The sequence below is a fragment of the Bacillus sp. FSL R5-0523 genome (genome assembly GCF_037975295.1).
Taxonomy (GTDB): domain Bacteria; phylum Bacillota; class Bacilli; order Bacillales; family Bacillaceae; genus Bacillus; species Bacillus subtilis.
Genome location: NZ_CP150251.1, coordinates 3,296,132 through 3,314,243, shown reverse-complemented (window position 1 = coordinate 3,314,243; position 18,112 = coordinate 3,296,132). Strand labels below are relative to the sequence as shown.

The 18,112-nt window shown below is 41.6% G+C and carries 20 protein-coding genes; 12 read left to right on the top strand and 8 right to left on the bottom strand.

All coding sequences use genetic code 11. The features are described from left to right. The first annotated feature begins 104 nt into the window (after positions 1-104). Genes NYE53_RS17055 through eno form a run of 4 tightly spaced genes read left to right on the top strand, consistent with a single transcriptional unit; the run spans position 105 to position 4,931 of the window. Positions 105-1,289 (top strand): phosphoglycerate kinase, encoded by a 1,185-nt coding sequence (locus tag NYE53_RS17055; protein ID WP_003243051.1) that lies wholly within the window; start codon positions 105-107, stop codon positions 1,287-1,289. A gap of 30 nt (positions 1,290-1,319) precedes the next feature. Further along, complete coding sequence (gene tpiA, locus NYE53_RS17050) at positions 1,320-2,081, top strand: triose-phosphate isomerase (RefSeq protein WP_003243394.1); 762 nt, start codon at positions 1,320-1,322, stop codon at positions 2,079-2,081. Next, the gene (gpmI, locus tag NYE53_RS17045) at positions 2,074-3,609 is read left to right on the top strand and encodes a 2,3-bisphosphoglycerate-independent phosphoglycerate mutase (protein ID WP_003228330.1); all 1,536 of its coding nucleotides are present in this window, start codon (positions 2,074-2,076) and stop codon (positions 3,607-3,609) included. Before tpiA ends, gpmI begins: the two co-directional genes overlap by 8 nt. Positions 3,610-3,638: 29 nt before the next feature. After that, positions 3,639-4,931 (top strand): phosphopyruvate hydratase, encoded by a 1,293-nt coding sequence (gene eno, locus NYE53_RS17040; protein WP_041850522.1) that lies wholly within the window; start codon positions 3,639-3,641, stop codon positions 4,929-4,931. A gap of 52 nt (positions 4,932-4,983) precedes the next feature. Here eno and NYE53_RS17035 read toward each other — a convergent pair whose 3' ends face one another. Further along, complete coding sequence (locus tag NYE53_RS17035; RefSeq protein ID WP_015714718.1) at positions 4,984-5,445, bottom strand: GNAT family N-acetyltransferase; 462 nt, start codon at positions 5,443-5,445, stop codon at positions 4,984-4,986. A 125-nt stretch (positions 5,446-5,570) separates the two neighbouring features. On the opposite strand from NYE53_RS17035, the gene NYE53_RS17030 reads away from it, so the two are divergent. Continuing rightward, positions 5,571-7,388, top strand: coding sequence for a zinc ribbon domain-containing protein (locus NYE53_RS17030; protein WP_339245806.1), 1,818 nt, complete (start codon positions 5,571-5,573; stop codon positions 7,386-7,388). Positions 7,389-7,423: 35 nt separating this feature from the next. Here the strand turns inward: NYE53_RS17030 and NYE53_RS17025 are convergent, their stop codons facing one another. Continuing rightward, a complete protein-coding gene (locus NYE53_RS17025) occupies positions 7,424-8,122 on the bottom strand; it encodes a zinc ribbon domain-containing protein (protein WP_339245803.1) in 699 nt (232 codons plus the stop codon). 131 nt (positions 8,123-8,253) lie between these two features. Further along, the gene (locus tag NYE53_RS17020) at positions 8,254-8,868 is read right to left on the bottom strand and encodes a PH domain-containing protein (RefSeq protein WP_339245800.1); all 615 of its coding nucleotides are present in this window, start codon (positions 8,866-8,868) and stop codon (positions 8,254-8,256) included. Positions 8,869-9,017: 149 nt separating this feature from the next. Between NYE53_RS17020 and NYE53_RS17015 the strand changes: the two genes are divergently transcribed. Then, the gene (locus NYE53_RS17015; protein WP_339245797.1) at positions 9,018-9,653 is read left to right on the top strand and encodes an NAAT family transporter; all 636 of its coding nucleotides are present in this window, start codon (positions 9,018-9,020) and stop codon (positions 9,651-9,653) included. A 17-nt stretch (positions 9,654-9,670) separates the two neighbouring features. Here the strand turns inward: NYE53_RS17015 and opcR are convergent, their stop codons facing one another. Then, entirely contained in the window at positions 9,671-10,228 is a 558-nt protein-coding gene (gene opcR / locus NYE53_RS17010; protein ID WP_003228345.1) for an opuC operon transcriptional regulator OpcR, read from the bottom strand. A gap of 263 nt (positions 10,229-10,491) precedes the next feature. Here opcR and opuCA point away from each other — a divergent pair, with 263 nt between their 5' ends. The 6 genes from opuCA (at position 10,492) to NYE53_RS16980 (ending at position 15,056) form a co-directional block, all read left to right on the top strand. Beyond that, positions 10,492-11,634 carry an osmoprotectant ABC transporter ATP-binding protein OpuCA gene (opuCA, locus tag NYE53_RS17005; RefSeq protein WP_160244607.1) on the top strand — a complete coding sequence of 381 codons (1,143 nt, stop codon included), beginning with the start codon at positions 10,492-10,494 and terminating at the stop codon, positions 11,632-11,634. A gap of 22 nt (positions 11,635-11,656) precedes the next feature. Beyond that, complete coding sequence (gene opuCB / locus NYE53_RS17000) at positions 11,657-12,310, top strand: glycine betaine/carnitine/choline/choline sulfate ABC transporter permease OpuCB (RefSeq protein ID WP_003228349.1); 654 nt, start codon at positions 11,657-11,659, stop codon at positions 12,308-12,310. Positions 12,311-12,374: 64 nt separating this feature from the next. Then, positions 12,375-13,241: an osmoprotectant ABC transporter substrate-binding lipoprotein OpuCC gene (gene opuCC / locus NYE53_RS16995; RefSeq protein ID WP_268549216.1), complete on the top strand. Its 867-nt coding sequence runs from the start codon at positions 12,375-12,377 to the stop codon at positions 13,239-13,241. Between the two features lie 17 nt (positions 13,242-13,258). Beyond that, on the top strand, positions 13,259-13,948 hold the full coding sequence (opuCD, locus tag NYE53_RS16990) for a glycine betaine/carnitine/choline/choline sulfate ABC transporter permease OpuCD (protein WP_251188152.1): 690 nt from the start codon (positions 13,259-13,261) through the stop codon (positions 13,946-13,948). Positions 13,949-14,163: 215 nt separating this feature from the next. Next, entirely contained in the window at positions 14,164-14,436 is a 273-nt protein-coding gene (gene sdpR / locus NYE53_RS16985) for a sporulation delaying system autorepressor SdpR (protein WP_251188151.1), read from the top strand. Then, positions 14,433-15,056, top strand: a complete 624-nt coding sequence (locus NYE53_RS16980; RefSeq protein WP_339245793.1) for an SdpI family protein — start codon at positions 14,433-14,435, stop codon at positions 15,054-15,056. The genes sdpR and NYE53_RS16980 overlap by 4 nt, the downstream gene beginning before the upstream one ends. Positions 15,057-15,100: 44 nt before the next feature. Here NYE53_RS16980 and sdpC read toward each other — a convergent pair whose 3' ends face one another. From sdpC to NYE53_RS16960, 4 genes are all read right to left on the bottom strand, one after another. Beyond that, complete coding sequence (gene sdpC, locus NYE53_RS16975; protein WP_003243360.1) at positions 15,101-15,712, bottom strand: sporulation delaying protein SdpC; 612 nt, start codon at positions 15,710-15,712, stop codon at positions 15,101-15,103. A 42-nt stretch (positions 15,713-15,754) separates the two neighbouring features. Then, positions 15,755-16,726, bottom strand: coding sequence for a sporulation-delaying protein SdpB (gene sdpB / locus NYE53_RS16970; RefSeq protein WP_103750212.1), 972 nt, complete (start codon positions 16,724-16,726; stop codon positions 15,755-15,757). Next, complete coding sequence (sdpA, locus tag NYE53_RS16965) at positions 16,723-17,199, bottom strand: sporulation-delaying system protein SdpA (protein WP_251188149.1); 477 nt, start codon at positions 17,197-17,199, stop codon at positions 16,723-16,725. Before sdpA ends, sdpB begins: the two co-directional genes overlap by 4 nt. 216 nt (positions 17,200-17,415) lie before the next feature. Further along, positions 17,416-17,949 (bottom strand): GbsR/MarR family transcriptional regulator, encoded by a 534-nt coding sequence (locus NYE53_RS16960; RefSeq protein ID WP_336155490.1) that lies wholly within the window; start codon positions 17,947-17,949, stop codon positions 17,416-17,418. Between the last annotated feature and the right edge of the window lie 163 nt (positions 17,950-18,112).

Sequence of the window (18,112 nt, the reverse complement as noted above, 5' to 3'; positions counted from 1 at the left end):
GCCGAAAAAGACTGCGATCTGCCCTAGCGGAGTTATCGCTTGAACAGACGGTTTCACGTTTTTCGTGCTGTATGCAAACCATTTTGAAGGAGGATCTCCTAGGCATGAATAAAAAAACTCTCAAAGACATCGACGTAAAAGGCAAAGTTGTATTCTGCCGCGTTGACTTTAACGTTCCAATGAAAGACGGGGAAGTAACAGACGATACACGTATCCGTGCTGCGCTTCCAACAATCAAACACCTTGCAGACCAAGGCGCAAAAGTCCTTCTTGCGAGCCACTTAGGCCGCCCGAAAGGCGAAGTGGTTGAGGAGCTTCGTTTAACTCCTGTCGCTGCACGTCTCGGCGAACTGCTTGGCAAAGAAGTGAAAAAAGCGGATGAAGCATACGGCGATGCTGTAAAAGCACAAATTTCCGAGATGAAGGACGGAGACGTTCTTGTATTGGAAAACGTACGTTTCTATCCTGGTGAAGAGAAAAATGACCCTGAGCTTGCAAAAGCATTTGCTGAGCTTGCAGATGTATATGTAAATGACGCATTCGGTGCTGCCCACCGTGCTCACGCATCTACAGCTGGAATTGCCGAGCATCTGCCAGCAGTTGCAGGTTTCTTAATGGAAAAAGAGCTTGATGTACTTGGAAAAGCGGTTTCCAATCCTGACCGCCCGTTCACAGCGATCATCGGCGGAGCGAAAGTAAAAGACAAAATCGGTGTAATCGAAAGTCTTCTTGATAAAGTAGACAACCTGATCATCGGCGGAGGTCTTGCTTATACTTTCGTAAAAGCGCTTGGCTATGAAGTCGGTAAATCTCTTCTTGAAGAGGATAAAATCGAGCTTGCGAAATCATTTATGGACCGCGCTAAAGAAAAAGGCGTTAACTTCTACATGCCTGAAGATGTACTCGTTGCAGATGATTTCTCTAACGATGCAAACGTGAAAATTGTGCCGATCTCTGAAATCCCTAGTGATTTAGAAGCAATCGACATTGGTACGAAAACACGCGAAACGTATGCTGACGTCATCAAAAACAGCAAACTTGTCGTGTGGAACGGACCAATGGGCGTATTCGAAATCGACTTGTTCGCTCAAGGAACAAAAGCGGTTGCGGAAGCATTGGCAGAGGCGAAAGATACATACTCTGTCATCGGCGGAGGAGACTCTGCGGCAGCGGTTGAAAAATTCGGCCTTGCTGACAAAATGAGCCACATCTCAACAGGCGGCGGCGCATCCCTTGAGTTTATGGAAGGCAAAGAGCTTCCAGGGGTAGCTGCACTGAACGATAAATAATCTCAAAACTGCTATAAGGAAGTGGAACAGATGAGAAAACCAATTATCGCCGGTAACTGGAAAATGAACAAAACACTCGGCGAAGCTGTCAGCTTCGTTGAAGAAGTGAAATCTTCCATTCCAGCAGCAGACAAAGCTGAAGCTGTTGTTTGCGCGCCAGCGCTTTTCTTAGAAAAGCTTGCTTCTGCTGTTAAAGGCACTGACCTAAAAGTCGGCGCTCAAAACATGCACTTCGAAGAAAGCGGCGCGTTCACAGGCGAAATCAGCCCGGTTGCTCTGAAAGACCTTGGCGTTGACTACTGCGTCATCGGCCACTCTGAGCGCCGTGAAATGTTCGCTGAAACTGATGAAACAGTTAACAAAAAAGCACACGCAGCTTTCAAACACGGCATTGTGCCGATCATCTGTGTAGGTGAAACGCTTGAAGAGCGTGAAGCCGGCAAAACAAATGATCTTGTTGCTGACCAAGTGAAAAAAGGCCTTGCTGGTCTTTCTGAAGAACAAGTTGCTGCTTCTGTTATTGCGTATGAGCCAATCTGGGCAATCGGAACAGGCAAATCTTCTACAGCGAAAGATGCGAATGACGTGTGTGCGCATATCCGTAAAACCGTCGCTGAAAGCTTCAGCCAAGAAGCTGCAGACAAGCTTCGCATCCAATATGGCGGAAGCGTAAAGCCTGCAAACATTAAAGAATATATGGCAGAGTCCGATATTGACGGTGCTTTGGTCGGCGGCGCGAGCCTTGAGCCACAGTCATTCGTTCAATTATTGGAGGAAGGTCAATATGAGTAAAAAACCAGCTGCACTCATCATTCTTGATGGGTTCGGATTACGTAACGAAACAGTAGGGAACGCAGTCGCTTTAGCGAAAAAACCGAATTTTGACCGCTATTGGAACCAGTATCCTCATCAAACATTGACTGCTTCAGGCGAGGCTGTAGGTCTTCCTGAAGGGCAAATGGGGAACTCCGAAGTAGGTCACTTAAATATCGGTGCGGGACGTATTGTGTACCAAAGCTTAACACGCGTAAATGTTGCCATTCGTGAAGGAGAGTTCGAACGCAATCAAACATTCCTTGACGCGATCAGTAACGCGAAAGAAAACAACAAAGCCTTGCACCTGTTCGGTCTTTTATCTGACGGAGGCGTGCACAGCCATATCAACCATTTATTCGCACTGTTAAAGCTTGCGAAAAAAGAAGGGCTGACAAAGGTTTATATCCATGGCTTCCTTGACGGCCGAGATGTAGGTCCGCAGACAGCGAAAACGTACATCAACCAGTTGAACGATCAAATCAAGGAAATCGGTGTAGGTGAAATCGCCAGCATTTCCGGACGTTACTACTCTATGGACCGCGACAAACGCTGGGACCGTGTAGAAAAAGCGTACCGCGCAATGGCGTACGGCGAAGGCCCATCTTACCGCAGCGCCCTGGATGTTGTTGATGATTCATATGCAAATGGTATCTACGATGAATTCGTGATTCCATCTGTCATCACAAAAGAAAACGGTGAGCCTGTTGCGAAAATCCAAGACGGCGATTCTGTGATTTTCTATAATTTCAGACCGGACCGCGCTATCCAGATTTCCAACACGTTCACAAACAAAGACTTCCGTGACTTCGACCGCGGCGAGAATTATCCAAAGAACCTGTATTTCGTCTGCCTGACTCACTTCAGTGAAACAGTTGACGGCTATGTAGCGTTTAAACCGATAAATCTTGATAACACAGTCGGAGAAGTATTATCTCAGCACGGGTTAAAACAGCTTCGAATTGCAGAAACTGAAAAGTATCCGCACGTCACGTTCTTTATGAGCGGCGGCCGTGAAGCTGAATTCCCGGGTGAAGAGCGTATTCTCATCAACTCGCCTAAAGTTGCAACGTATGACTTGAAGCCTGAAATGAGTGCGTATGAAGTGAAAGACGCGCTTGTCAAAGAAATTGAAGCTGACAAGCATGACGCGATCATTCTTAACTTCGCAAACCCTGATATGGTCGGCCACTCCGGAATGGTTGAACCAACAATTAAAGCAATTGAAGCAGTGGACGAATGTTTGGGCGAAGTCGTTGACGCGATTCTTGCTAAAGGCGGACATGCCATCATTACCGCTGATCACGGTAATGCTGACATTCTGATTACAGAATCAGGCGAACCGCACACTGCGCATACAACAAACCCAGTCCCTGTGATTGTAACGAAAGAAGGCATTACGCTGCGTGAAGGCGGAATCCTAGGCGACCTTGCACCAACGTTATTAGACCTTCTTGGTGTTGAAAAACCGAAAGAAATGACAGGAACATCTTTAATTCAAAAATAATTTGAAAATCAAAAGGAGAGACAAAACTCATGCCATACATTGTTGATGTTTATGCACGCGAAGTATTAGACTCCCGCGGCAACCCAACAGTTGAAGTTGAAGTATATACAGAAACAGGAGCTTTCGGCCGCGCATTAGTGCCAAGTGGAGCTTCTACAGGTGAATACGAAGCGGTTGAGCTTCGTGACGGCGACAAAGACCGTTACCTTGGAAAAGGCGTGTTAACAGCTGTTAACAACGTAAACGAAATCATTGCTCCAGAGCTTCTTGGCTTTGATGTAACTGAACAAAACGCAATCGATCAGCTTTTAATCGAGCTTGACGGTACTGAAAACAAAGGCAAACTTGGTGCGAACGCAATCCTTGGCGTATCTATGGCTTGTGCGCGTGCTGCTGCTGATTTCTTACAGATTCCTCTTTACCAATACCTTGGAGGATTCAACTCAAAAACGCTTCCTGTACCGATGATGAACATCGTAAACGGCGGAGAGCATGCTGATAACAACGTGGATATTCAAGAATTCATGATCATGCCTGTAGGTGCTCCTAACTTCCGTGAAGCACTTCGCATGGGCGCTCAAATCTTCCACAGCCTGAAATCAGTATTAAGCGCAAAAGGCTTAAACACTGCTGTAGGTGACGAAGGCGGATTCGCTCCAAACCTTGGTTCTAACGAAGAAGCGCTTCAAACAATCGTTGAAGCAATCGAAAAAGCCGGCTTCAAACCTGGCGAAGAAGTTAAACTTGCTATGGATGCTGCATCTTCTGAGTTCTACAACAAAGAAGACGGCAAATACCATCTGTCTGGCGAAGGCGTTGTGAAAACATCTGCTGAAATGGTTGACTGGTATGAAGAGCTTGTTTCTAAATACCCAATCATCTCTATCGAAGACGGACTTGACGAAAACGACTGGGAAGGCCACAAGCTTCTTACTGAGCGTCTTGGCAAAAAAGTTCAGCTTGTTGGTGACGACCTCTTCGTTACAAACACGAAAAAACTTGCTGAAGGTATTAAAAACGGCGTAGGCAACTCTATCCTGATCAAAGTAAACCAAATCGGTACATTGACTGAAACATTCGATGCGATCGAAATGGCGAAACGCGCAGGCTACACAGCTGTTATCTCTCACCGTTCTGGTGAAACTGAAGACAGCACAATCGCTGACATCGCTGTGGCAACAAACGCAGGACAAATCAAAACAGGTGCTCCGTCTCGTACGGACCGTGTTGCGAAATACAACCAGCTTCTTCGCATCGAAGATCAGTTGGCTGAAACTGCTCAATACCACGGTATCAACTCTTTCTACAACTTAAACAAGTAATAACAAGTAATAAAAAGACCGCCGGGATTTTCTCGGCGGCTTTTTTATGCTTTCAGAGATCCAAATAAAGCCTTACCATATCGCGGCATTGAATCCCGTTTTCAAAAATGTCCTCATCATAATGTCTGACAAAGAAATCGTGGTCGATCGCCTGAATGCGGAATCCGCATTTTTGATAGAGGGAAAGCTGATGAATGCTCGAATTCCCCGTTCCGATTTCAATCGTGTCCGCCCCCAGCTCCTTCGCTTTTTCAATGGCGTCAAGTACAAGCTGTTTGCCAAAGCCCTTCTTCTGAAGAGATTCTTTTACCGCAATATTTACAATTTCAACTGTTTGCGGCCTTGTTTTTAGCAATACATAAACACCTGCAAGCTCATCACCGGCCCAAGCTGTGTAACATTCTCCTCTCTCAAGATATTCATCTACAATGTCTTTCGATGGATCGGCGAGCAGCAATAGATCATATAATTCGTCATTTGTTTCTTCTCCTAATTCAATCCTGAGCTTTTGCATATTCCTACCACCTTTTTAGTCTGATAGACATTTAATTTTTTAGTTCGTTCCCAATTTCATTCTGTTTTATTATAAAATATGAAAAGCAGTAAATGTTATCAAATTAGTAGAATAGGAGGAAAGTCATGTTTTTTTGTAAGAATTGCGGCTCCCAGAATAATGAAGGAGCCAAGTTTTGTAAACAATGCGGCACCCCGATCGGAGGGGGCAGCAAACAGGCAAATCAAGAAACAGCTAGCACTGCAGAAACAAGGCAGGCTTCGCGAAAACCGATCCCTAAGAAAACCATCATTTTATGGAGCAGCATTGCCGCGGCGTGCGTTATATTATTCGCCGCATATAAAACCGGAGCGTATTTTACTTCAAAGGATAGGTTAGTCGACAAGTTTGAACAGGCCGTAAATGATGGGGATCAGGACCAAATCGCGACTCTGCTTACACCGGTAAATGACAATCTTAAACTCACTAAAAATAATGTAAAACCGTTTCTTACATATTTGAAGGATCATCCAGACAAAAGAGATGAACTTTTTGCATCGCTGCGTGATGAAACAGCCCAGAAGGATATCGTATATGCAGAAAAAAACGGAAAAAGCCTGCTGGTATTTGACCATTATGACTTAAAGGTAGCACCTGTTTATTTTGAAGTGAGCAGCAATTATAAAAATACCGATCTATATGTCAATAAAGAGGAAGCCGGATCTGTAAAGAAAGCGGATCAAGCACAAACCCTCGGTCCGTACATTCCCGGCGAATATACAGTCTCAGCCAAACTGAAAAACGATGTCGTCGATCTTGTGAAAAAGGAAGACATTCAGGCGGTTGGCGATAGCAGCTTTCGTGTTGATCTCTCATTGGAAGCAGACGATGTGACATTCAGCTTAGCGGATGACATCAAGAGCGGGAAGGGAGATTTGCTGATTAACGGCAAGTCGATTCATAAAGACCCATTCAAATCCATAACATACGGTCCGCTGCTGACAGATGGATCAATGACAGCTTCAGTCGAGGCAGAATTTCCGTGGGGAAAAACAAAAACTGCCGGCGTTTCGATCGATGATAAAGAAATGGAGTTAACGTTAATTCCTGATCAAGATACACAGGAACAGATTATGAACACAATTGTCAAAACAACAAAACAATACTCCAAAGCTCTATCTGATGGGAATACAGCCCAGATGACAGAGGCAAGTGCCAATTGGAAGGCAGAGACGAAGGACACCGTTGATTCTATGAAAAGCGCGGATTCATACTTAAAAGATAGATACTTGGAAACTGATTTTGACCTGGACACATTTGCCCTCTCTCAGAAAAACGACGGAACATGGCAGGTATCGGTAACAGGAAAAGAACTTCACCAGTCTTCTTCGTATAACGACTATACAAAATCTGAAATGACTGACGACAGTCCGAGTTATGAATATCTTCTTTCATATGATAAAAAACAGAAAAAGTGGATTTTCGAAGATGCAGAATCAACATTCCAATCTGCAGGCACAAATATAAAGAAAATCAAAAATGATAAACCAGAGACATACACTTCCGCCTGGGCTGGCTCGAAAAACAAAGGCAGTGAAAGCTCTGCAAGCGGCAATGTTACAGATGAACAAGTGACATTATTTATGGGCAGTTATCTGCAAAGTCAGGCAGATGCCGTGAATCAAAATAATTTCTCACTGATGGAAGACAGCCTTGAAAAAGGCAGTTCCCTTTATTCCGACCAGCAGCATCTCGTGGCAAAATTAAATAAAGAGGGAACAACAGAAGACTTTAATAACTATGAAGTGAAAAGCTGGAGCCAAAATGGGTCGGCTGTCACGATTAAGACGTATGAAGAATTCTACATCACAAAATCAGGCGGCAGTCCAAAGCTCAGAACATATAACTGGACTTATACCGGCGTAGTGAAGAACGGAAGAATTTACTTAACGTCTATTCAATAAAACAACCCCATCACCAGCAGGTGATGGGGTTGTTTTTAAAAGAGCATATAACGGAAAATTTCTTTGACATAGTGTTCGATAATAAGCTGAAATGTAACGCAGATGATCAGATAAATCACAATCGTTGAGTAAATGGCATCAATTTTCCCTTTATATGAATGCTGGTAACTGCTCAGCATCGCAGGAGGAATGGCGAAGAATGCACCGATTAAACCAACAGCTAATATGGTAAAGCAAATGTCTGTATGTAATAAAAAGAAGAAAAGGGCAAGAATCAAAATAGCCGTGAACGGTATGAGAAACGCTCCGAATCTTGAGAATGAATCCTTGAAAGATACTTGGTTTCCCGCGATTTTCAGGGCGAAAAAGATGCATGCATGCAGGCCAAATAGAAATAAAATAAAATAAATGGTTGGCTCTAAGAAGATTGCTGTAAAGCTTACGCTTCCGGGACCGTCTGAAAAAAGAATATAAAACATCAAAGGGGTCAGCAAACTGAAAAGAACCAGCGTAATCACCGCGCTGATCAACTGCTCTCCGCCTGTTGCTTTACATTCCTGATAAGGGCGTTTCAGGACGGATAAGACAAATGAACCGAACTGTTTTGCTGCTTGCTTTGCAGCGGCTCCGGTTTGAGCTGCATGCTGGTGGCCTGATTGACCGGGGAGCGGTGATCCGCATTTCTCACAAAAATTTCCGCCATCTGTTTGATGGCCGCATTGAGGACAATACATAAAATAACTCCTTTATCTGTAATATAGGGAAAATAGACTAATAGTTTTATTATAAAAGAAAAAAGTTGTGAAGTAATCAATATTCATACAAAAAAAGACACGAGCCCGATAGCAGCTGTGTCTTTTTTTATCTAGTTATTTATATATTTCTCAAATACATCCCCAAAATCCTTGATATGATACTGCGAGCGAACGGATGTCAGCCAAGTGAATCCGAATTCGGTCAGTTCTTTATATTGCGTTTCAATATTAACGTGCTCAGGGCGGGTATGGTGAAGAATCGTCACTGCTTTATCTAAGCTTTGCTCCGCTTGATTGAGTAAAATGTCATTTTCATAGGTTGTTTCAGCGATGCGAAGCAGTGCTTTATATAGGTCTTTTAACTTTTCAATTTGGTCTTTGTGGACATCAATGTCGAATTGTTCACCGCCCAGCTTGAACTTAATTTCAACATCCAAATCCACTTTTCCGGCAGTTTCAAGAAAAACGTCAGAGATTTTATATTGCGAATAAGGATAGCGTTTCAACGTTCGTTTCGAGGAAGTGGCGCGTTCGCCGTCTACATGGATCAGGGCCAGGTTCGTAAAGCAATACTCGTCTGCTTTTGTTTTAATCAAGAAATAAATTTTCTCATTATCTTCATGCATGACATAATCATCTGCGTCTGTTTTGTCATAGTTCTGAGGTTCGATAATTTTTCCGATATCAGATAAGCCCAAGGCATCTGCCGCAATTTTTTTGAACATCTGTATACGTCCTTCCTATTCAATTTGTCACTTCATTGTAGCATGGCGCGTTTCTGACAGGCTATAAAGGTTTACCGGGAAATCGCCTCCGGGTAAAAGGGTGGAGAATAATTCTATTTCCTGTGCAGAGACTATCAACAAGGAGGTATATGATGTTCTCATTCATCGTTCACGTCTTCATTTCTTTATTCGCAGTATCGAATCCGATCGGAAACGTACCGATATTTCTGACGCTGACAGAAGGCTATACTGCAGCGGAAAGAAAAGCGATTGCCCGGAAGGCAGCTATATTATCCTTTTTTATTCTCGCGGCTTTTTTGGTTTTCGGCCATCTTATCTTTAAACTGTTTGATATCAACATTCACGCGCTCCGAGTGGCGGGCGGCATATTCATTTTCGGAATTGCCTATAATCTATTGAATGCGAAAGAATCACACGTGCAATCTCTTCACCATGATGAACATAAGGAAAGCAAGGAAAAAGCGGACATATCCGTCACACCTTTATCCATTCCGATCATTGCTGGGCCTGGAACGATTGCAACAGTGATGAGCCTTTCCGCCGGTCATAGCGGCATTGGTCATTATGCGGCTGTCATGATCGGCATAGCCGCCGTTATTGCCCTGACCTTTCTCTTTTTCCACTATTCTGCTTTTATCAGCAGCAAACTCGGAAAAACCGAGATGAATGTGATTACCAGACTGATGGGATTAATCTTAGCCGTGGTTGCGGTCGGGATGATTGGTGCCGGGCTGAAAGGCATGTTTCCTGTCTTAACCTTATGATGCAAAAAGCAGCTCTCTTATTTTAGAGAGCTGCTTTCTTTTGTTTTCGGCACATACCGAAAGACTTCCTCACTCTCAAAAAATTCAATCAACCTGCTCAGCCAATCATAGTAATGAAGCCATTCTTTTAATTCATTCAGCAGCTGATTGACTTTCTCTTCCGCTTCCGGGGTAAGCCCGTCCCTTTGTAAAAGATCACTCAGCTCCCGGTTTAATTTTTTATACAGCACTTTGTTTTTGCTCACGACCTTTGTCCAATTCGCCGCAAATAAAGAAATGAAGGTTTGATAATAATCCTGCTCGACGTCATAAAGGTCTTTTCGTACGCCTTTTTCAAACACCTTTTCGGCGATATTGGCATCGATCATTTCCCGGACAACCTGGCTCATCCGTGTTTTGCTCATGCCCGTTGCCTCAGAGAGCTCGCTTAAGGTCATTGGTTTTCGATTCATATAAATAATTCCGAGCACACGTCCGACAGTTGAAGGCATTCCAAACGTATGCATATTTTCGGCAATCTTCTCAATGAGATGCTCTTCAGCATGTTCAATGATGTCGAGAGCGGTTTTTTTCACAGCTGATCATCCCTTCAAATGGCAATTGATGGTGTCAATATATCATATTTCTTCTTGGTGTTGAAAATAGCTGAATGCAGAGGAAGTGGGAGGTATCCGGCGTAATTGTAAGAACACCCTTTCCGTCTCGGTCATAACAATAAATAATCTATAAATAACATATAATTTCAACACATTGTAAACTTTTTATTTTACAAAGTTCAAACTATAATAAGGATTATACTTTTCAGAAAATTTAAAGGAAACCTGCGGAGGTGCACGGATTGCTGAAATTGGAACAAGTGTCAAAAGTATATAAAGGCGGCAAAAAAGCTGTGAACAGCATTGATTTAGATATTGCCAAAGGTGAATTTATCTGTTTTATCGGCCCGAGCGGCTGCGGAAAAACGACAACGATGAAGATGATCAACAGACTGATAGAACCATCGTCTGGAAGGATCTTTATCGACGGAGAAAATATTATGGAACAGGACCCGGTTGAGCTGAGAAGAAAAATCGGCTATGTGATTCAGCAGATTGGTTTGTTCCCCCATATGACCATCCAGCAGAACATCTCACTCGTACCAAAGCTGCTGAAATGGCCTGAGGAAAAACGGAAAGAACGGGCGCGCGAGCTGTTAAAGCTTGTGGATATGGGCCCGGAGTATTTAGACCGTTATCCGCATGAGCTCAGCGGCGGACAGCAGCAGAGAATCGGCGTGCTGCGCGCCCTGGCAGCGGAACCCCCTCTCATTTTAATGGATGAACCGTTCGGAGCGCTTGATCCGATTACGCGTGATTCCCTTCAGGAAGAATTCAAAAAACTGCAGAGAACCTTAAACAAAACGATTGTGTTTGTAACCCACGATATGGATGAAGCGATTAAGCTTGCTGACAGGATTGTGATATTAAAAGCGGGAGAAATCGTTCAAGTCGGCACACCTGATGAGATTCTTCGAAACCCGGCAAATGAGTTTGTTGAAGAATTTATCGGGAAAGAGCGCCTGATTCAGTCAAGACCGGATATCGAGCGGGTAGAGCAAATGATGAACAGAACGCCGGTGACGGTATCTGCGGACAAAACGCTTTCTCAGGCGATTCAGCTGATGAGAGAAAAACGTGTTGACTCGCTGCTCGTTGTGGACCGGCAAAACGTGCTGAAGGGCTATGTTGATGTGGAAATGATTGATCAAAACCGCAAAAAAGCGAGCCTCGTTGGCGATGTATACCGTTCAGATATATATACCGTTCAAAAAGGGGCGCTTCTTCGCGATACAGTCCGAAAAATTTTGAAGCAGGGGATCAAGTATGTTCCGGTGGTCGATGAACAGAACCATTTAGCAGGGATTGTGACAAGAGCGAGCCTCGTTGATATCGTATACGATTCCATTTGGGGCGACGAGGAAAACCAGCTCATGACGATCTGACCAGGGGAGGAGCTCTTTTAAGATGAATCAAATGATGACTTTTTTGCAAACGAACGGCGGAGAGCTGTTGTATAAAACGGGAGAGCATTTATATATTTCACTCATAGCCGTTGTATTGGGCATTATCGTTGCAGTGCCGCTCGGCGTTGCTCTTACCAGAATGAAAAAAGGCGCAGGTGCGGTTATCGGTTTCGTAAACATTGTGCAAACCCTGCCGAGTCTGGCGATTTTAGCCTTTTTTATTCCGCTTCTCGGCGTAGGAAAAGTGCCTGCGATTGTCGCTTTATTTTTCTATTCGGTACTGCCGATCCTGCGCAATACGTATACCGGCATTAAAGGTGTAAATAAAAACCTCCTGGAATCGGGGAAAGGGATTGGCATGACCGGCTGGGAGCAGATTCGGCTCGTTGAAATCCCGCTGGCGATTCCCATCATCATGGCGGGGATCCGCACATCAACGATCTACCTAATTGGCTGGGCGACACTTGCGTCGTTTATCGGGGGAGGCGGCCTTGGGGACTATATTTTTATCGGCCTGAACCTATACCAGCCTGAATATATCATTGGCGGTGCCGTGCCAGTCACAATTCTGGCAATTATCATTGATTATGTGCTGGCCGTGACAGAACGAAAGGTGACGCCGAAAGGCTTGCAAGGGATGAAGGAAGTTTCGTAAGGAGTTGGCTCTGTTGAAAACGACAAAAATCAAATGGCTTGGCGCGTTTGCTCTCGTCTTTGTCATGCTGCTAGGCGGCTGCTCTCTGCCGGGTCTCGGCGGCGCTTCTGACGACACAATCAAAATCGGGGCGCAAAGCATGACAGAATCAGAAATTGTAGCAAATATGATCGCGCAGCTTATTGAACATGATACAGATTTGAATACTGCTTTAGTGAAAAACCTCGGCTCAAACTATGTTCAGCACCAAGCGATGCTGGGCGGTGACATTGATATTTCAGCCACGCGCTATTCCGGAACAGATTTAACAAGCACCCTCGGCAAGGAAGCGGAGAAAGATCCGAAAAAAGCGCTGAACATTGTGCAGAACGAGTTTCAAAAGCGCTTTTCTTATAAATGGTTTGATTCCTACGGCTTTGATAACACGTATGCCTTCACCGTAACAAAAAAGTTTGCGGAAAAGGAGCATATTAACACCGTGTCTGACCTGAAGAAAAATGCCTCCCAATATAAATTAGGCGTCGACAATGCTTGGCTGAAACGAAAAGGCGACGGGTATAAAGGCTTTGTCAGCACATATGGCTTTGAATTCGGCACAACTTATCCGATGCAGATCGGGCTTGTCTATGACGCAGTCAAAAACGGGAAAATGGACGCCGTTTTGGCTTATTCAACGGATGGACGGATTAAAGCATATGATCTGAAAATCTTAAAAGACGATAAGCGTTTCTTCCCGCCGTATGACTGTTCACCGGTGATTCCGGAAAAGGTGCTTAAGGAGCATCCGGAACTTGAGGGTGTGATCAATAAGCTGATTGGGCAAATCGACACGGAAACGATGCAGGAACTTAATTATGAGGTGGATGGCAAGCTGAAGGAGCCGTCTGTCGTAGCAAAGGAATTTTTAGAGAAACATCATTATTTTGACTAAGAAAAGAGGTGGATCATATGGAAGTACTACAGCAGCTTGGCACATACTATTCGCAAAACGGCGGTTATGTGCTGCAGGAGTTTTACCGCCATTTTCTGATGTCGGTGTACGGCGTTTTATTTGCCGCCATTGTTGGAATTCCGCTCGGCATCCTGATAGCCAGATACAGAAGATTAAGCGGATGGGTTTTTGCGGTCACGAACGTCATTCAGACGATCCCGGCTCTCGCCATGCTCGCCGTGCTGATGCTTGTCATGGGGCTGGGCGCTAATACGGTGATATTGTCATTATTTCTGTATTCTCTTCTGCCGATTATCAGAAATACGTATACTGGGATTATCAGTATTGAGCACGCCTATCTTGAATCCGGAAAAGCAATGGGGATGACAAAATTTCAAGTGCTGCGGATGGTCGAGCTTCCGCTTGCGCTTTCTGTCATAATGGCCGGCCTGCGCACCGCGCTTGTCATTGCCATCGGCATTACGGCCATCGGGACATTTGTCGGTGCTGGCGGTCTCGGGGACATCATCGTCAGAGGATCAAACGCCACAAACGGAACCGCGATTATATTAGCGGGAGCGATCCCCACAGCTCTGATGGCGGTGATTGCCGATTTGGTCATGGGCTGGCTTGAACGAGCATTAAGCCCGATTAAAAAGAAGAAAAGAAACTATATTATAGCTGAAAGAAAAACCACCTCTATTTAAATCAAACAGGGGTGTTTTTTTATGAAAAACCTGTGTTAGTCCCGTTAAACGATACTTTCCAGCGTTGAAGTTAACAAGCATTTTTAAAAAATCTTAAATATCAGAAGGGAATTACCAATTTTAAGGTTGTTTTGAGAAAAGATTCAAGTTATAATAATAATACATTTATACAAACATCTAAATGTCTAAATGTTTTTTGAAAAGGAGAAAACGCTATGAATAATGTTTTCAAAGCTATATCAGATCCAACTAGGAGGAGAATTTTGGATTTGTTAAAAGGAGGGGATATGACCGCGGGAGATATTGCAGAACATTTTAATATCAGTAAACCGAGTATTTCTCACCATTTGAATATTTTAAAACAGGCGGAAGTCATAGCTGACCACCGCAAAGGGCAATTTATCTATTACTCTTTAAATACAACAGTACTTCAAGACTCAATAAATTGGATGCTTAACTTTATAAATAAAGGGGATAAAGATTTATGAAGAAAAATATATTTTCCATAATTATTGTTTGTTTGAGTTTCTTGACTTCAATTATATTTTATCAGTACCTTCCGGAAGAAATACCGATACAATGGTCAGGAAATAAGCCGTCTGCCTTTATATCTAAACCTCTAACACTTTTTATTATACCTGTTGTTATGCTTATTTATTATCTTACTTTTTATATGTTAACGATTAAGTCTACGCAAAAAAATAAAGCATTGCTTTTCCTAGCTTCTAATAATATGTTAATCCTTTTATATATTTTACAGCTCTCAACCCTTTTAATAAGTTTAGGATACGAATTGGATATTGATTTAATAATTGGGCTTGCTGTTGGCATCTTTTTAATTATTGGTGGAAATTCCATGCAGCTAGCAGAGCAAAACCATCTTATCGGATTGAGGACACCTTGGACATTAAAAGATGAGACTGTTTGGAAACTGGGGAATCGTTTTGCCTCTAAAGTACTTGTAGCGTGTGGTTTTATAATAGCTGTTCTTTCATTTTTTACAGGAGAATATATAATTCTTATTATGATTGTGCTAGTTCTTTTAGCATTAGTTATTTCAACACTAGCTTCATATCTTTACTACAAAAAAATAAACGGTCCACGTTGAAAAAATGTCTTGCGGAGCAATCCGCAAGACACTCAATTATAAGATTATTGATGAATCAATTTTAGGGTTTTTGCAGCTGCAGCTTCTAAATCAGAATTATTAGAAGCTGAAGAGGAATATTTGGCAACGTATTTCCACACTGCAGTTGTTACCGCGGCAGCCGTTTGTAATGCAACTGCGTTAACGCCCACAACATATAAATATCCAGCTGCTACACAGACGGCATAAAGCCCACAAGATGGAGTTACTTTATTAGAAGAGTATTTTACGTTTTCATTTTTCTTGGCATATTTTTGGATAAGTTGGTCTGCTTTGGTCATATTTTCAATGAGTTTTTTAGGGTCTTTGCTGTCAATCGATTGTTTCAATTCATCCATATATTGTGGTTGATCTTTTTTTATAAATTTGACTACATCATTTACTAACTTTTTACCTTCTGTACTATTTGCCTCTTTTACGAGTTTAGGGTCCAAATCGTTTGAAATTAATTTACCAACTTCCCCTTGTCCAAATAAAAGTCCTCTAAAGTAATCTTCTCCAGAAAATGTATGGTTTTCTTTAGCAGATGTACTTGACTCCTTAGAGAGTCCTACTAATGAAAAAACCAATATCGTCACCATGGAAACAATCAATAGCCTAAGTAATTTACTTTTCAAATTATTATACCTCCATTAAGTTATTTCTCCATTATCTAAATGTTAGCTATGAAACAATTTTGTAAGAAACTTGACTGATTCACCTCCTATTCTTTTGAAATTTCTTTTTCCTTTTACATATATATATTTAAATAAAGGAGAACACCAATTCATAGTGATATTTTGTTGTACAGGATGCAGATATATAATTAATGCTGATATCATGATCAAGCCGAAACTTACAATACCAATGCTGAATATGATCCCGACATGAAATAATATTCCTAAAACAAGAGCAATTCTCTTTATTCTGATATTTGAAATGATACTTGCTGCTAAGAACAACTCAAAAATAGTTACTAACCAAGTGATGACAACAATAAAATTGCTTTCAAGTAGTGGATTCAATAAGTTAAGTTGATATTCAGGTAATCCAAACACCGGATCAGAAAAGAAATAGTAAATTGCTGTTCCTTCTGCCCACTCTTTATTTTTCAATCGCTCTAAAGCTGCGTTTAAATAAATGATAAAAACTTGAATTTTAATTATTGTCATTATATAAAACAATACTGTCTTCTTTGTGAAAGATTCATTATTGTTTTTCTTTATATTCCAATGATTTCGCCTTGAATCTAATAATGTAACGGGTAATATAAGAAAAGAAAGAACAGTTGCAATTTGCTCTCCACCATCGATAGTTAAAGCTGAAGTTTGAATACTATAGCAAATATACCAGTGAAATAAACCGGTAAATCTAGGTCTCCACCCTATAACCACTAAGGTTAATATAAAAATCATTAAGTATCTTATAATCTCAAAATTGATACTATATTCTTTAGCAAAACAAAAGGCGGTAGGGATATAGACATTTTCACATGTGACATTATTTGCACTATAACTAAATAAAATATCAGTACTATTAAATAATAGTACTAGTAATGTTGAGAAACCAAGTAAACTTCTAAAAAGTGCATATGTATTTTTCCATGGATTATAGGTGTCAATATAACCTTCTAAACTATTTAATATCTTCATACTATTTTTATTTTTAGCACCTTTCTTTCAAAAGAGGTAGTTTGTTTAAAGTCTATCCAATACCATGAGAGTGGTTTTTGGCGATATATTAGGTATTCTCCTTTGCTAAGATGTATATAATCTTCATTTTTCTTAACCTTAATAGGCTTTATTTGTTTCTCTAAATTTGTGCAGGAGTTGTTGTTTTCACAAGTTTTCCAATTCTTTGGATCGATATTCTCTACAATTTTGCCTAATTCTATTGCCTGAACTCTTCCTTCTCTTTTTATCCCAAAAAAATTATTGGGAAGTGCATTAGGTAACTTTAAATTTTCTTTTGTGTGAAATGAAATGTTTTCTTCTGTAGGGCTTTTACTATAAAAGCCAAAGCCTTGGGGAGACAATTGTTGCAAAAAATTTCTTTTGAACAGTGGATTCTGAGGTGAAATATTACTAAAGTAATAAGAAGAAAATAATAGGAAACATATAGTCATTACAGTTATAATTCCCTTTTTTTTGATGTAGATTACCTCCTCTAAGCTAATATAATCATTTCAAAAAGATTATATAATAGCTAGTCAGAATAATCAACAAAAAATGGATGATTAATAAATTTATGTAAATTATGCATTATTTTGTTTATTTCCTTACAGTTTGATATTCAACCATTTGGACTTAAAAAAGTTCCCAGAATTGAATTTGGGAACTTTTTACGTCTTCGGCACATATTTAAAAATTTCTTCGCTCTCAAAAAACTCAATCAAACGGCTGAGCCAATTATAATAATCAAGCCATTCCTTTAATTCTTTCAGCAGTTCATTCACTTTTTCTTCCGCTTCAGGAGTAAGCTCTTCATCCAACACGCTAAGCAGCTCCCGATTGAGTTTTTTATGCATCATTTTGTTTTTGCTGACGACTTTGCTCCAGGTGGCTGAAAACAGCGTGATAAATGTTTGATAGTAGTCCTGCTCAACCTCATATAAATCTTTTCGCACGCCTTTTTCGAATACCTTCTCGGCAATGTTGGCATCAAGCATTTCCCGCACTACCTGGCTCATACGTGTTTTACTCATGCCGGTGGCCTCAGATAATTCCGTAAGCGTCATCGGTTTTCGATTCATATAAATAATGCCCAGCACTCGTCCGACGGTAGAGGGCATTCCAAATGCATGCATGTTTTCCGCGATTCTTTCTATAAAATGGTCCTCGGCTTGTTCAATGATCGTTAACGGATCTTTCTCCAACGGTTTCATCCTTTCAGCTAACAATTCCGATGTCAATATACCACATTTTTGATACGGCGAAAATGCTGTCAAAAGAGAATTTGGCAGGAAATTGGAGCAATAAGGAGATCAACACACGTCAATGCGGGTAAATCAGCGTTTACACATACTTTATAAATAATAT

Coding starts and splice junctions, on each gene's coding strand:
- NYE53_RS17020 (WP_339245800.1), bottom strand. CDS start 8,868: ATGTTCAAAAAAATTGCGGCAGATGCCTTGGGCTTATCTGATATCGGA.
- opuCD (WP_251188152.1), top strand. CDS start 13,259: ATGGAAGTACTACAGCAGCTTGGCACATACTATTCGCAAAACGGCGGT.
- NYE53_RS17035 (WP_015714718.1), bottom strand. CDS start 5,445: ATGCAAAAGCTCAGGATTGAATTAGGAGAAGAAACAAATGACGAATTA.
- NYE53_RS17025 (WP_339245803.1), bottom strand. CDS start 8,122: ATGTATTGTCCTCAATGCGGCCATCAAACAGATGGCGGAAATTTTTGT.
- NYE53_RS17030 (WP_339245806.1), top strand. CDS start 5,571: ATGTTTTTTTGTAAGAATTGCGGCTCCCAGAATAATGAAGGAGCCAAG.
- sdpA (WP_251188149.1), bottom strand. CDS start 17,199: ATGACTATATGTTTCCTATTATTTTCTTCTTATTACTTTAGTAATATT.
- sdpB (WP_103750212.1), bottom strand. CDS start 16,726: ATGAAGATATTAAATAGTTTAGAAGGTTATATTGACACCTATAATCCA.
- sdpR (WP_251188151.1), top strand. CDS start 14,164: ATGAATAATGTTTTCAAAGCTATATCAGATCCAACTAGGAGGAGAATT.
- eno (WP_041850522.1), top strand. CDS start 3,639: ATGCCATACATTGTTGATGTTTATGCACGCGAAGTATTAGACTCCCGC.
- gpmI (WP_003228330.1), top strand. CDS start 2,074: ATGAGTAAAAAACCAGCTGCACTCATCATTCTTGATGGGTTCGGATTA.
- NYE53_RS16980 (WP_339245793.1), top strand. CDS start 14,433: ATGAAGAAAAATATATTTTCCATAATTATTGTTTGTTTGAGTTTCTTG.
- NYE53_RS17015 (WP_339245797.1), top strand. CDS start 9,018: ATGATGTTCTCATTCATCGTTCACGTCTTCATTTCTTTATTCGCAGTA.
- tpiA (WP_003243394.1), top strand. CDS start 1,320: ATGAGAAAACCAATTATCGCCGGTAACTGGAAAATGAACAAAACACTC.
- opuCC (WP_268549216.1), top strand. CDS start 12,375: ATGCTGCTAGGCGGCTGCTCTCTGCCGGGTCTCGGCGGCGCTTCTGAC.
- NYE53_RS17055 (WP_003243051.1), top strand. CDS start 105: ATGAATAAAAAAACTCTCAAAGACATCGACGTAAAAGGCAAAGTTGTA.
- opuCB (WP_003228349.1), top strand. CDS start 11,657: ATGAATCAAATGATGACTTTTTTGCAAACGAACGGCGGAGAGCTGTTG.